Here is a 13,601-nt window from a genome sequence, read left to right on the forward strand (position 1 = left end):
ATGGTTCACCGCTATGAACATGGCCGCGCGCGACAGACCGGGCACCGCCGACCGCGCTGGTCTTCCCGAGTCGCGCGGGGCCGGTCGTCCCGATGCCCGGGGAGGCGTCGATGCCATGGCCGATTCCGGCCGGGCGGGGCGGCGACCGAGCCTGTTCACCCGGCTGTCCTCCCAATTCGGCTCCCGCGGCCTCACTCGCCGCGGCCCGGAGATGACCGACGCGGGTCGTCGCGAACTGCTCATGCACGGTGTCTCCGGCACCGCCACCGTGCTCGGCCGGCGTGCCCGACGCTCCGAACCCGGCCATGAATTCTGGGTGCGCGTACAACTCGCGGACCAACACCCGTACGAAACCCGGGTGCGCCAACGCGTCGGCGCCGCCGATCTGGACTGGATGAATCCGGGCGGTATCATCGCCTGCCGGGTCGACCCCGGCGACCACGATCGCGTCGTCCTCTATGTCCCGGCCCCCGACGAGGCGTCGCGCACCAATATCGCCAAGATCCTCGCCGACGGCCGCCGGGCGCGCGCCACCGTGCTGGCCGCCGCCCCCATTGCCGCCGACTACACCGGCCGCAACGACCCGGTGCTACGCCTCGACCTGGAACTGCGTGCCTGGGATGAACCCACCCCCTGGCTGGTCCGCGTGGTCCAGCCGGTCCCGCTGGCCGCCATCGAGCTGGTCGACCTGGGCCGCCGTCTGGACGTCGCCTTCTTCACCGTTGACCATGGCGAATCGGTAGCGGTGGACTGGGCAGCTTCGCGCGAGCGCTGACTGCCGCGCCCCTTCTCCGTCGAGCTCAACCTCGCGCTACAGAGGCGATTTCAGACTGCAACGCGCCGTCGCGGTCGAACCACCAGCTCCCCGCCGCAGTTCGGGCAGTTGTGGTCCATTGCGGTGCTACAGCTTTCGCAGAAGGTGCACTCGAACGAGCAGATCCATGCCCTGCCGTCGGCGGGCAGTTCCACCGCGTCGCACCGCTCGCAGATCGTACGCATTTGCAAAGCCATTGCCCGAACCTCCTACCGCAAGGCACAATCCGTCACCGTTCACGAACTCCGTGAACTCGCACCCCGGCGGATGCGGTCTGTGTTCGATATTTTTCGACGCGCAGCTCGGGCCGGAGTGCACCAGACTGTAACTGGCTCGTCGCCGTGGGCCTGTAGTCAACCGGCCCACACGGTCGAGACGCTGGACTCATGGCTGAGCCGACCCAATTTCGACTCAGCAAGGAAGCGAATGTCCTACCCGAACAACCCGTACGGCCAACAGCCGCAGCAGCCCCAGCAACCCGGATACGGCTACCAACCGCAGCCCGCGCCGGGCCAGGGGGCACCCCAACCCGCCTACGGTGCACCCCAACCCGCCTACGGTGCGCCGCAGCCCGGCTATGGCGCACCCCAACAGCCCTATGGCGCACCCCAACAGCCCTATGGCGCACCACAATCCGGCTACGGCGCACCTCAGCCGCCCTATGGCGGCCAGCCCGGGTACGGCGCACCCATGCCCGCGTATGCCGATTGGGGTCATCGCGCGGGCGCCTACCTCATCGATGCCTTGATGTTCGCCCTGCCCGCGGTGATCCTCCAGGTGCTGGCGGGCAGTATCGGCACGGAGAAGGTCGTCTGCACCACCAGTACCACCGTCCGGTGTACCGGTGGCGGTTACAGCGGCCTGGGAATGTTCCTGCTGCTGCTCGCCTTCGTGGCCGGCATCGGCGGCATGGCCTTCCTCGCCCACCGCGAGGGCACTACCGGCCAGACGCCCGGTAAGAAGATTCTCGGCATTCGCACCATTCGCGAATCCGACGGTCAGCTACTCGGTTTCGGCACCGCGTTCGGGCGCAAGCTCGCGCATATCGCGGATGCCCTCCCCTGCTACGTGGGCTTCCTGTGGCCGCTCTGGGATGCCAAGAAGCAGACCTTCGCCGACAAGATTGTCGGCAGCATCGTCGTCAAGGCCTGATCCGGTCGGCCGGGGGATCCGCCCGGACACGGCAGCGGCTCGCAGCGAGAAGTCTTCGCTGCGAGCCGCTTTCGGTGTCGGGTCCGGAGTTTGGGACTAGCTTCGGACCACATTCTCCCAACCGGCCACACTCTCCGGCTTACGCGGCGCGGGGCCGGTGTAGATGGCGGCCGGGCGCACCAGCTTGCCCAGTTGCTTCTGCTCGATGATGTGCGCACACCAACCGGCGGTGCGACCGCAGGTGAACATGGCGGGCATCATGTGCGCCGGAACCTCGGCGAAGTCCAGGATTACCGCGGCCCAGAACTCCACATTGGTCTCGATGGCGCGATCCGGGCGACGCTCACGCAGTTCGGCCAGTGCCGCCTGCTCCAGCGCGGCGGCCACCTCGTAGCGCGGGGCGTCGAGGCGCTGGGCAGTGGCCCGCAGTACGCGGGCGCGGGGATCCTCGGCCCGGTACACCCGGTGTCCGAAGCCCATCAGCTTTTCCTTGCGGTCGAGGATGCCCTTGACCAGAGCCCGTGCGTCGCCGGCCTTCTCGACCTCTTCGATCATGGGCAGCACGCGGGCCGGGGCGCCGCCGTGCAGCGGCCCGGACATGGCGCCGATGGCACCCGAGAGCGACGCCGCGACATCCGCGCCGGTCGAGGCGATCACCCGCGCGGTGAAGGTGGAGGCGTTCATACCGTGCTCGGCCGCGGAGACCCAGTAGGCGTCGATCGCCTCGGTGTGCTTCGGGTCCGGGTCACCCTTCCAGCGGGTCATGAACCGCTCGGTGACGGTGGTGCATTCGTCGATCTTCTTCTGCGGCACCGCGGGCTGGTAGATACCGCGCGCGGACTGCGCCACATACGACAGCGCCATGACCGAGGCGCGCGCCAGATTCTCGCGCGCTTCCTCGTCGTCGATATCCAGGAGCGGCTGGTAGCCCCAGATCGGGGCGAGCATGGCCAGACCGGCCTGCACATCGACGCGTACGTCGCCGGTGTGAATGGGAAGGGGGAAGGGTTCCGCGGGCGGCAGGCCGCGGCCGAATTCTCCGTCGACCAGCAGCGCCCACACATCACCGAAGGTGACACGATTGGTAACCAGGTCGTCGATATCCACGCCGCGGTATCGGAGCGCGCCCCCGTCTTTGTCGGGTTCAGCGATATCGGTGGTGAAGGCCACGACGCCCTCGAGACCGCTCACGAAGTCGGACGGAACTGCAGGAACCGCAGCGCTGGCAGTCATGTTGTGACTCTCCTTGCAAACCGGGCTACCCGATCCGGGGCAGCCACGCCGATCATCCTGCACCTTAACTCGCCCATTACCGCGGAGTAACGTCTGGCCCATGCGCGACCTGGAAAATTCGGTTGTCCCCGCCCTCGATATCGCGGCGATGCGCGTGGAGTACGGCGTGGACGCGGGCGAGAATCATCCGGGTCCGGAAACCGATCTGGACGAGACCTGGTTGGCCGACGGCTGGGAACCGTTGCTGCGCACCTGGATCGAGCAGGCCACCAGCGCCCTGGTCGCCGATCCCAATGCCATGGTGCTGGCCACGGTGGAGCAGACCGACAGCGGTCCGAAGCCCGCCACTCGAACGGTGCTGTGCAAAGGGCTGTCGCCGGAGGGTGTGACCTTCTACACGAATTTCGAGTCGTTCAAGGGGCGCGCGCTGACCGTCACGCCCTATGCCTCGGCCACGCTGGTGTGGCCCGTGCTGGGTCGGCAGGTGACGGTGCGCGGTCCCGTTCGCCGGGTCGCGCCGGAGGTGACCGAGGTGTACTGGCGGTCGCGACCGCGCGGTTCGCAGTTGGGTGCGTGGGCGTCGAACCAGTCCCGGCCGGTGGCGTCGCGGGCGGAACTGGACCGCCAGATGCTGGAAATGACAGAACGGTTCACCGGGGTTGACGAAATTCCGGTACCGCCGCACTGGGGCGGATTCTTGATCCAGCCCGAGACGGTGGAGTTCTGGCAGGGGCGACGCAGTCGTATGCACAATCGGCTCCGCGTGCTTCTGGAACCGGGAAATACCGATGTGGCCGCGATGAAGGTGGAGCGTCTACAGCCCTGAGCGGGGCTCACAATAGCCAAAATCGTGGGATGAATCACCGAAATCTGCTAGCCACAGCGCAATTCATCCCATTAATCTCTCCGCAGTGAAGCTGCTCGCGGATGTCACGCCGCTGAAGAACCCCGACTTTCGGCGCCTCTGGACCACCGGCGTCGTCACGGTTATCGGGGCGCAGCTGTCCGTCGTCGCGGTACCGAAGCAGCTCTACGACATTACGCACAGCTCGTCCTATGTCGGTCTGGCCGGACTGTTCGGACTGGTGCCGCTCATTGTCTTCGGCCTCTGGGGCGGTGCCCTCGCCGATGCCATGGACCGCCGCAAACTGCTGCTCATCACCAGCGCCGGTACCGGACTCACCGCACTCGGCTTCTGGGCGCAGGCCGCCGCCGGAAACACCAACCCCTGGTTGATCCTGGGCCTTTTCGCCCTACAGCAGGCGTTCTTCGCGGTGAATCAACCCACCCGCAGCGCCATCTACCCGCGCCTGCTGCCGAATGATCAACTCCCGGCGGCGAATTCGCTGAGCATGACGGTCATGCAATTCGGAGCCATTGCCGGACCGGTATCGGCGGGCATGCTCATCCCGATCACCGGATTGGCCACCCTCTATCTCCTGGATTCCATCGCGCTGCTGGCCACGGTCTGGGCCGTCTGGAAACTGCCACCGATCCACCCCATCGGTGAATCCCGTCGGGCCGGAATCCGGGAGGTGTTGGCCGGTTTCGCCTATCTCGCCGCCCAGAAGGTACTGCTCGCCTCCTTCGCCGTCGATATCATCGCCATGGTCTTCGGCATGCCGCGCGCCCTGTTCCCGGAGATGGCACAGGACAGCTTCGGCGATACCGCCACCAGCGGAACAGCTTTGGGCCTGCTCTTCGCCGCCATGTCGGTGGGCGCGGTGCTCGGTGGCGTCTTCTCCGGCTGGCTGACCCGCATTCGCCGCCAGGGCCTGGCAGTGATCTGGCTGATCGTGCTGTGGGGTCTGGCCATGGTCGGTTTCGGCCTGGCCGTCGGCTACACCGGACACGGCCTGGGCATAACGCTGGGCCTCTGGATCGCGGTGACCTGCCTGGCCTTCGGCGGCGCGGTCGATATGTTCTCCGCCGCCCTGCGCACCACCATGCTGCAGCAGGTCGCCACCGACGAAATGCGCGGACGGTTGCAGGGCGTCTTCATCGTGGTGGTCGCGGGCGGCCCGCGCATCGGTGATGTTGCGCACGGTTTCGCGGCGGTGGCGGTGGGTACCGCGGCAGCGGCGGCGGGCGGCGGCGCGCTCGTGGTGATCGGCATGATCATCGCGGCGATCGCGTTCCCGACCTTCATTCGCTACCGAGTCGGCCGGGCGCGCGCCGAAACTCCGGCCTGAGTCGACGGCGTCCGGACCCCGTCAGCTGTCACAAGAATTTCGCATGATCTTCGAAATCGCTGCCCCATAACGTCATTGGTGCCCGATCGAACGACCGGATCTACAAGGGGGAACACCATGCGAAAACTTCTCATCGGCCTATTAACAGCGGCCCTTCTCTGCCTCTCCGTACTCCTCTCACCAGCGGCGCACGCCGATACGAGGTGGGGCGCGATCACGGTGAACCCGGCGAAGATGACCACGAACGCCGCCTATAACCACAAAACCAAGGCGGCCGCCGTGACAGCGGCGCTCAACAAATGCCGCGGGGGCTGCGCCGTACAGGTCACCTTCACCTCATGCGGGGCCGTCGCCTACTCCCGCAGCGCGAAGGTCTACACCGGAGGCGCCGCCGCTACTCGCACTCAGGCCGAGAAGAAAGCGCGCAAGTACTCCGATTCCCGCATTGTCGAGTCGATTTGCAATAGCTGACCGGAGGCGGTGCGGTGGCGGTTCATGCCAATATCACATGACCGCGCCGCACCTCACCTCACGGCGGGGTGACTGTGAGGTAGCAAAGGGTGACCCTCATTGGTCGGGCCCACTGGACAGCGGCTAGCGTTGAGGTAAGCGCACCGTGCGCCACCGCGCCGATGCCTATGGTTACAAGCCTGAGAGGGATCCTTCCGTGCCCGCTGAGAACATCATCAACGTCGACGACGACGCCAAGCCGGTGCTGACCTACCCGGGTGGCGATTACCCGATGACCGTCGCCAAGGCTGTCGAGGGCAATGACGGAATCGACCTGGGCAAGCTGCTTGCCAGTACCGGGTATACGACTTACGACCCGGGTTTCATGAACACGGCGTCGACCAAGTCGGCCATCACCTATATCGACGGTGAGGCGGGCATCCTCCGCTACCGCGGCATCCCGATCGAGCAGCTGGCCGGGAAGTCCACCTTCATCGAGGTCAGCTACCTGCTCATCTACGGTGAGCTGCCGACCCAGGCGCAGTTGGACGATTTCACCGACCGCATCCGTCGCCACACCCTGCTGCACGAGGACCTGAAGCGGTTCTTCGACGGCTTCCCGCGCAACGCGCACCCGATGCCGGTGCTGTCGTCCGCGGTGAACGCGCTGTCGGCGTACTACCAGGACTCGCTGGATCCCCGCGACCCCGAACAGGTCGAACTGTCCACCACTCGACTACTGGCCAAGCTGCCGACCATCGCGGCCTACGCCTACAAGAAGTCGGTCGGTCAGCCGTTCCTGTACCCGGACAACTCGCTGTCGCTCGTCGAGAACTTCCTGCGCATGACCTTCGGCTTCCCGGCCGAGCCGTACGAGGTCGATCCCGAGATCGCCGCCGCGCTGGACATGCTGCTCATCCTGCACGCCGACCACGAGCAGAACTGCTCCACCTCGACCGTGCGCCTGGTCGGCTCCTCCGACGCCAACCTCTTCACCTCAGTCTCCGGCGGCATCAACGCGCTCTGGGGTCCGCTGCACGGCGGCGCCAACCAGGCCGTGCTGGAGATGCTGGACGAGATCAAGGCGAACGGCGGTGACGTCAAGGAGTTCGTGCGCAAGGTCAAGAACAAGGAAGACGGCGTGAAGCTCATGGGCTTCGGGCACCGCGTCTACCGCAACTACGACCCACGCGCGGCCCTGGTCAAGCAGGTCGCCGACACCATCCTCAGCAAGATCGGCGGCGACGACCAGCTCCTCGATATCGCCAAGGCGCTCGAGGAAGCGGCTCTCACCGACGAGTACTTCATCGAACGTCGCCTGTACCCGAACGTCGACTTCTACACCGGCGTCATCTACCGGGCCATGGGCTTCCCGACCCGCATGTTCACCGTGCTCTTCGCCATGGGCCGCCTCCCCGGCTGGATCGCCCACTGGCGCGAAATGCACAGCGAGCCTTTGAAGATCGGTCGCCCGCGCCAGATCTACACCGGCTACGGCGAGCGTGACTACAAGGACATCACCGGCCGCTGATTATCGGCTTCCCACGAAACCCGCCCCTTCCCGGGGCGGGTTTCGTCGTTTCCGCGGCGATGGCGCACTGCCACTCCCGGCGACAAGTTCTTGTTAAGAACCTCTAGAGCGCCGTCCGGCAGTCTGGTTCCTGTGCGACGGAAAGCGCCGCACAGGAGTCGGGGAACGAAGTGTCACCTGCCGCGGCGGGGGCGGCAGGTGACACTTCGGCTCAGAGGGCTGTGGAGCTGAGGACGCGCGACGCGCCGGAAAATCGGGTGCGTGGAGCGGGTACGCCGTGGGATCGTCCGAATATGGCATCGACGAATGGCATTACCGTGCGCCCGGCGACCAGTGCTGACTGGCCGGGGATCGTTCAGTTGCTGGAAACCTGCTTCGGCACCCGCTACGACCAGCCCGAACTCGACAATATTCCGGACCTGTTCCCGGCCGAGCGCGCCTTCGTCGCGGTCGACGGTGACCAGATTGTCGGGCATACCGTGGACCGGACAATGACCGTCACCGTGCCCGGGGAGCGCACCGTCGGGGCGTGCGGCGTCTCCGGTGTGGCGGTCGCGCCGACCCACCGGCGACGCGGCCTGCTGCGGGCGCTCTATACCGAACAGCACGCACGGACCGAGTCCGACGGTCTGCCGCTGACCATATTCACCGTCAGCGAGGGCACCATTTACGGCCGGTTCGGCTACGGGCCAACGATCGCGGCGAACGAGATCGAGATCGACAAACACGCAGCCATCGAATTCCGTTCCACCACACCCGATCCCGGTGGTGTCACCATCGCTCCGGTGGCCGAGGCGACCTCGCGTATCAAGGCGGTATACGACCGCTGGCGGCGACTGGTCCCCGGCGCGCAGGCCCGCCCCGACGCCAATTGGAATATCTGGTTCGGCGAGCCCGAGCGCTACCGCGACGGCGCGTCCACCCTGTTCGCCCTGCTCCATGCCGACGGCTACGCGCTCTACCGCCGCCAATGGCGCGAGCACGAATCCGTCGCCCTGCTGGTCGAATTGCGGGCTGTCACCAGCGAAGCACACACCGCGCTGTGGCGGGTGCTGCTGAGCCTCGATCTGGTCAAGAAGGTCGAAGCCGATATCGCCGACGACGACCCCCTCCCCTACCTGCTGGCCGACCCCCGCACGGTCAAGGTCACCGGCCGCTACGACTCCCTGTGGGCCCGAATCATGGACGTCCCCGCCGCGCTCACCGCCCGCACCTACCAGCGCGACCTGGATATCGTTCTCGCCGTGGACGATCCCTTCCGCAATGCGGGCGGCACCTTCGCCCTCCGTATCCGCGACGGTATCGCCGAATGCGAACCCACCACCCGCCCCGCCGACCTGGAATTGGGGATAGACGTCCTCGGCAGCCTCTACTTCGGCACCTACCGCGCCCGAAACTTCGCCGCCGCCAACCGAATCCAGGTCAAAGACCGCACCGCCCTGCGCGACTTCGACCAGGCCTTCACCTCTGACCGAGAGGCCTGCCTCGGGTGGTTCTTCTGATCCACGGCTGGGCAAGCGCTCACCAGGAACCGCCCAGCTCGATATCGCGAGATCGCCTGGCCGCCCTCGTCATTCCGGCGTGTTTGTGGCCGGAATCCACACGTCCGCAGTAGTGGATCCCGGCCAGGAGCAGGCCGGTATGACGGGATGCCTGAACCGGCGGCTGAGAGAAGGTTCGGGGCGATGCCCTGAGAGCCCCGAGAGTTCGGCCTCGCACGGCGGTGGCGGGGGTGTCGGGTGACTGGCATGCTGAAGGGGTGAAACCGATCCAGTTGGTGTTGAACGTGCTGTGGCTGGTGCTGGTCGGGTTCTGGATGGCGGTCGGCTACATCATCGCCGGGCTGATCTGCTGCATCCTGATCATCACCATTCCGTGGGGTATCGCGTCGTTCCGGATCGCCACATTCGTATTGTGGCCGTTCGGGCGGGAGGCCGTGGAGAAGCCGGGCGCGGGTGTGCCGTCGCTGATCGGCAATATCATCTGGTTCATAGTCGCGGGCTGGTGGCTGGCGCTGGGGCATGTATTCACCAGTATCGCGATGGCGATCACCATTATCGGGCTGCCGTTCGCCTGGGCGAACCTCAAGCTGATCCCGGTCTCGCTGTTCCCGCTGGGACGCGAAATCGTCTCCAGCGACCGGGCTTTCGGATCCCAGCCCGCCTATCGCTGAGAATGCGGGATACAGCTTCCGGGACCGCGGTCTACTCGGATTGATCGACGATCTGCTTCATGATCCCGACGGCCTCGTCGAGCACCTTCAACTGTTCGGGGTCGAGTCCGGCCAACTGCTCGGTCATCCACGCCTCACGGGCATGGGTCTCATCGGCGATCAGGGCCCGCCCGGCCTCGGACAGCGATACGATGATCTGCCGCCCATCGGTCGGATGCGGCTTGCGCTCGACCAGATCCATTTCGGTGAGCGATGCGATCACCCGGGTCATGGATGGCGGCTGCACCCGCTCCTTGGCGGCGAGCGCACCCGGGGTCATGGCGCCGTCACGGTTGAGTGTCGCGAGCGCGGACAGCTGGGTCAGCGAAATCTGGGCATCGGCGCGCCTACCCCGCAGATGACGCGTCAAACGCACCACCGCCAGCGAGAGATCACCAGCAAGCGCTCGGATATCGGAAGGCGTTGTCACAGAGGCAAACGATACGGGAACGGCTGCGCCTGGGACGGCGGTTCGCCGGGTCAAACCCGGCTGACCGCCGTCCGGCCCAGTCAAGCTCTACTGTAGGAGCCGTGACCAACCCCGTCCCGCAGATTCCGCCGCGCTTCACCGACCCGCGGCCGGTCCTGGCGATCGGCACGCTGGCCTTCCTGATCGCCACCATCGTGGTCTACGCCAGCGGCGACCGCTGGCACGAAGCCCGCCCCATCTGCCTCATGGGCATGGCGGTAGGGGTGCTCGGCTACACCATCTTCGCCATCCAGCGTCGAGGCGCTCGCCGCGGCGACAAGGGTGCCCAGGTCGGGCTGTAGCTGAGGTAACGGGGTAACTCCGCGAAGCCCGGCTGACACTGTAGTGGGTGGGGCGCCGCATCCCGTCGTCCCGACGGCGAACACACCCATCACCCCGGCAGCGAACACACCCATCACCCCGGCAGCGAACACACCCGTCACTCCACGACGAACACACACCCCGTCATCCCGGCGTGCTTTTGGCCGGGATCCACACTGTGGCAGTCCGATCACACCCGGTGGATTCCGGCCAAAAGCATGCCGGTATGACGGGATGGCTGGCTCCGCTACGCCGCCACGGGTCGAATCCGCAGCGGATCAGCGAACCTCGAAGTCATTGCTGTAGCCGGTGAACGGATGCAGGCCGCCGTCTGCGCCGAGCTGGTCGGCGAAGTGCTGGAACCGATAACGGCCGGGAGGGGTGTCGCCGGGGATATCCCAGGTGAAGCGGGCAACCGAAATATCGGTTCCACGGCGGGACCAGAAGTACTTCACCGCCCATTCGCCCTCATTGGCGACCCGGGTCCAACCGCCGGACGTCTCGCGCTGCACCTCCAGGAAGGTGCCGTTGCGGCGGGTGTTGTGCTTCGGGTGGGCGGAGACGAATTCGACCGCGGCCTGCTCACCTCGGGCATAGGACGCGGCCGGTTGTAGCAGTGCCGCACCGAAATCCAGCCCGGCGGGCGTGGCATCCGGCCCGGGGGCGACGACGAAACTGGGCTGCACCGAGGAGATATCGCGGGGTGCCGGGCCGCGGGACACGGTTTGCCGATTGGCGAAAGCTGTTGCCAGGCGGTGGAATTCCTGCTGGTAGGCGGGCAGCGTATAGCGACCGAACAGCGTCGAGCCGCCCTCGTACTGCTGCGCGTCGTATTCCTCCGGGGTAACGACGTATTGGTGGTAGGCGTTCGCATAGCCCTGCATGAGCACCTGCTCGAGCGGCACCCCCAGGGCGGCGGCCACGGTGCGGCGAATGCGCAGACCGGCGACGACGGTGAATTCCGCTCCGCCACAGGCCAGATACAGCTCCCCGATGCGAACGAGCTGAATGGGCACCACATTCGGCACCCAGGCCGCGGGCGGCAGCAGGCCCAACGGCGCGACAATCACCTTGGGCGCCTGCGCGTCCGCGAGCCAGTCGGGCACCGGCATATTCGCCCCGCCCAGCGCGTCCACGAAGGGATTGCGCACGCCCTCCGGGATCGGCACGCCGGGCAGTCCGGGTCCGTCTTCGATGCTGCCCGCGATGAGTGAGACACCGGCACAGGCGGGCGCGGTGTGACGCGGCTGGCCGTTCGGAGTGAACTGTCCGTCCACCTCGATATCGGCCAGGTCGATATAGCAGAGCAGCGCGTCCACCGGCCCGCGGACAGCGCTCGCGGCGGCGAGAGCGGCCTTCCCGGCCCGGTATTGGCGATCGCCGATGATCCGGGTGTTCTCGAACTCGTCGTCGGTGGGTCCGGAGGTGGGCCGCAGGTTCAGGTTGGGCGAGATATCGCCCGAATTGGTCTGTGGGAAGGCGGCGACGAAATCGACTGCGCCATCCAGGTATCGGACGCCCTGATCATCGTGTTCGAAGGCGAAGGAGGCGTAACCCTTGTTGTCACCACTGATGAGCCGGTTGGTATTGCTCATCGAGGTGTTGTGGGTGGCGAACCAGGTGATGGCGCCGACCCGACGTCCGCCCTTGCGCAGCGACAGCACGGTGACGGTCGGGTCGATGGCATTCGGGAAGTGCGCTTTATCGGCTTCGGGGTTGCGGTCGAAGGCGATTCGCGAGCGATTGACGCTGGCATCGTGCAGTTCACCGCGACCGATTTCGAGCGTGCCGGGTGCGAGGTCGGCATCCGCGGCGACAATGGCCTCCACGATGCCGTTCACCTCGGCGTCGTACACCTGCTGCTGGAAACCGAGAATCGACAGGTTGTACGCGTAATCGTGGGCCGAACCGCCACAGGTGGCGTGCGAGTGCGTGGAGGTGAGCAGCACGTTCCGCTCGGTGTAGCGGTCGCCGAAACGCCGCGCCAACTCCTCCATGACACCACGGTGAACGGACTGGAAGATCATGCCGTTATCGGCGACCACGTAGACGATCCGTTGGGAACCACCGGCAATGAGGTACGCACGAGCCCTGGGGCGCAGGTGGATTCCGGCCGTGTCCTGTCCGAATTGCGAGTAGCCCATCATGCCGCATTCGGCCGCCGGGCCGGTGATGTCGGATATGCCGATTCCGATCAGATAGTCGCCGGAGTCGGCATGTGCCGAGCCGCCCGGGACCGCCAGCGTCGACACGGCAGCGAGCGCGGCGGAGCCCGCCGCCGCCCCCGCCAGAACAGTCCTGCGCGACACCGCCATTCGTGTCTCCCTTCGTACCGATACGCAGCGAACCACAGAACTGGACGCCCGTCCAGTGCAGACATTAACTTCGTGCGAATTGACTGCACGGCCATTGAAGGCTTAACTCCCTGGAGTGTCCTCCCGATTGAGCGTCGAAGAACGACGGGCCCACCTTATCGAGGCAGCCATCGGCCTTGCCGAAAAAAAGGGCGTGGCAGGAGTTACCACGCGCGATGTGGCACAGGCAGCCGGTGTTTCGCTCGGTGTGGTGCATTACTGTTTCGAAAACAAGGACGCGCTGATGACCGAACTGGTCAAAGCGCTGGCGATGGAATTGCGAGATTCCGTCGATGCCAACGAAACGGTGTGGCAAGACGTCGGAAGCGGAAAAGAAGCACTTCAAAAATTGATACGTGCCGGACTCGAGTTGATGTGGCAAGGAGTCGAAGCCACACCGGAACGTCAACTACTCACCTACGAAACCACCACCTACGCACTACGTGAAAGCGAACAAACCCCCGCAAAACTCGCAATTGCCCGGGAACAGTACGCATTCAACGACTCCACCATCGGCGATATCGTCGAACACGCCCGCGAAGCCACCGACAGCCAGTGGACGGTCCCCGTCACCGTCGTCAGCCGCTTCATGCTCGCGGCCATCGACGGCATCGTGCTGCGCTGGCTGGTCGACAACGATAGTGCCGCCGTCCGTGAGCAATTGGATGTACTCGCACAGATGGTCACGCAGTACAGCGCCTGACCGCATCCGGCCGATGCCGGTACTCCCCCATCATCACGGCGTGCTCTGTGGCCGGGATCCGCTACCGCGAGGTGTGGATCCCGGCCGCAAACACGCCGGAATGACGAGGGCCGCGCGCGCCGGAATGACGAGGGCCGCGCGCGCCGGAACGGCGAAGGCGGCGAGGCGAT

At 65.9% G+C, this 13,601-nt stretch carries 14 protein-coding genes; 10 read left to right on the forward strand and 4 right to left on the reverse strand.

What is annotated here, in order from left to right; all coding sequences use genetic code 11:
* Positions 1-13: 13 nt before the first annotated feature.
* Positions 14-775: a hypothetical protein gene (locus tag NU1_RS10185; protein ID WP_157552084.1), complete on the forward strand. Its 762-nt coding sequence runs from the start codon at positions 14-16 to the stop codon at positions 773-775.
* 50 nt (positions 776-825) lie between these two features.
* On the opposite strand, the gene NU1_RS40200 is transcribed toward NU1_RS10185, so the two are convergent.
* A complete protein-coding gene (locus NU1_RS40200; RefSeq protein ID WP_084521151.1) occupies positions 826-1,011 on the reverse strand; it encodes a DUF1272 domain-containing protein in 186 nt (61 codons plus the stop codon).
* A 229-nt stretch (positions 1,012-1,240) separates the two neighbouring features.
* Between NU1_RS40200 and NU1_RS10190 the strand changes: the two genes are divergently transcribed.
* Positions 1,241-1,966, forward strand: a complete 726-nt coding sequence (locus tag NU1_RS10190) for an RDD family protein (RefSeq protein WP_067519704.1) — start codon at positions 1,241-1,243, stop codon at positions 1,964-1,966.
* Positions 1,967-2,062: 96 nt separating this feature from the next.
* Here NU1_RS10190 and NU1_RS10195 read toward each other — a convergent pair whose 3' ends face one another.
* Complete coding sequence (locus NU1_RS10195; RefSeq protein ID WP_067519706.1) at positions 2,063-3,199, reverse strand: citrate synthase 2; 1,137 nt, start codon at positions 3,197-3,199, stop codon at positions 2,063-2,065.
* 100 nt (positions 3,200-3,299) lie between these two features.
* On the opposite strand from NU1_RS10195, the gene pdxH reads away from it, so the two are divergent.
* The 6 genes from pdxH (at position 3,300) to NU1_RS10225 (ending at position 9,545) form a co-directional block, all read left to right on the forward strand.
* Positions 3,300-4,025, forward strand: coding sequence for a pyridoxamine 5'-phosphate oxidase (gene pdxH / locus NU1_RS10200; protein ID WP_067519707.1), 726 nt, complete (start codon positions 3,300-3,302; stop codon positions 4,023-4,025).
* 85 nt (positions 4,026-4,110) lie between these two features.
* Positions 4,111-5,391: an MFS transporter gene (locus NU1_RS10205; RefSeq protein WP_084521152.1), complete on the forward strand. Its 1,281-nt coding sequence runs from the start codon at positions 4,111-4,113 to the stop codon at positions 5,389-5,391.
* Positions 5,392-5,508: 117 nt separating this feature from the next.
* Positions 5,509-5,862, forward strand: a complete 354-nt coding sequence (locus NU1_RS10210) for a DUF4189 domain-containing protein (RefSeq protein WP_067519711.1) — start codon at positions 5,509-5,511, stop codon at positions 5,860-5,862.
* A gap of 196 nt (positions 5,863-6,058) precedes the next feature.
* Positions 6,059-7,372 carry a citrate synthase gene (locus tag NU1_RS10215; RefSeq protein WP_084521153.1) on the forward strand — a complete coding sequence of 438 codons (1,314 nt, stop codon included), beginning with the start codon at positions 6,059-6,061 and terminating at the stop codon, positions 7,370-7,372.
* Between the two features lie 293 nt (positions 7,373-7,665).
* On the forward strand, positions 7,666-8,874 hold the full coding sequence (locus tag NU1_RS10220; protein ID WP_067519713.1) for a GNAT family N-acetyltransferase: 1,209 nt from the start codon (positions 7,666-7,668) through the stop codon (positions 8,872-8,874).
* Between the two features lie 266 nt (positions 8,875-9,140).
* A complete protein-coding gene (locus tag NU1_RS10225; protein ID WP_218027820.1) occupies positions 9,141-9,545 on the forward strand; it encodes a YccF domain-containing protein in 405 nt (134 codons plus the stop codon).
* A gap of 31 nt (positions 9,546-9,576) precedes the next feature.
* Here the strand turns inward: NU1_RS10225 and NU1_RS10230 are convergent, their stop codons facing one another.
* Complete coding sequence (locus tag NU1_RS10230) at positions 9,577-10,014, reverse strand: Rv0880 family HTH-type transcriptional regulator (RefSeq protein WP_067519715.1); 438 nt, start codon at positions 10,012-10,014, stop codon at positions 9,577-9,579.
* A 101-nt stretch (positions 10,015-10,115) separates the two neighbouring features.
* Between NU1_RS10230 and NU1_RS10235 the strand changes: the two genes are divergently transcribed.
* Positions 10,116-10,355 (forward strand): DUF2530 domain-containing protein, encoded by a 240-nt coding sequence (locus tag NU1_RS10235; RefSeq protein ID WP_067519716.1) that lies wholly within the window; start codon positions 10,116-10,118, stop codon positions 10,353-10,355.
* A 297-nt stretch (positions 10,356-10,652) separates the two neighbouring features.
* Here the strand turns inward: NU1_RS10235 and NU1_RS10240 are convergent, their stop codons facing one another.
* Positions 10,653-12,689 carry a neutral/alkaline ceramidase gene (locus NU1_RS10240; RefSeq protein WP_067519718.1) on the reverse strand — a complete coding sequence of 679 codons (2,037 nt, stop codon included), beginning with the start codon at positions 12,687-12,689 and terminating at the stop codon, positions 10,653-10,655.
* A 127-nt stretch (positions 12,690-12,816) separates the two neighbouring features.
* Here NU1_RS10240 and NU1_RS10245 point away from each other — a divergent pair, with 127 nt between their 5' ends.
* Positions 12,817-13,431, forward strand: a complete 615-nt coding sequence (locus tag NU1_RS10245; protein WP_212761651.1) for a TetR/AcrR family transcriptional regulator — start codon at positions 12,817-12,819, stop codon at positions 13,429-13,431.
* Positions 13,432-13,601: the final 170 nt, after the last annotated feature.

Origin of the sequence: Nocardia uniformis NBRC 13702 (genome assembly GCF_001613345.1) — a bacterium.
GTDB lineage: Bacteria > Actinomycetota > Actinomycetes > Mycobacteriales > Mycobacteriaceae > Nocardia > Nocardia uniformis.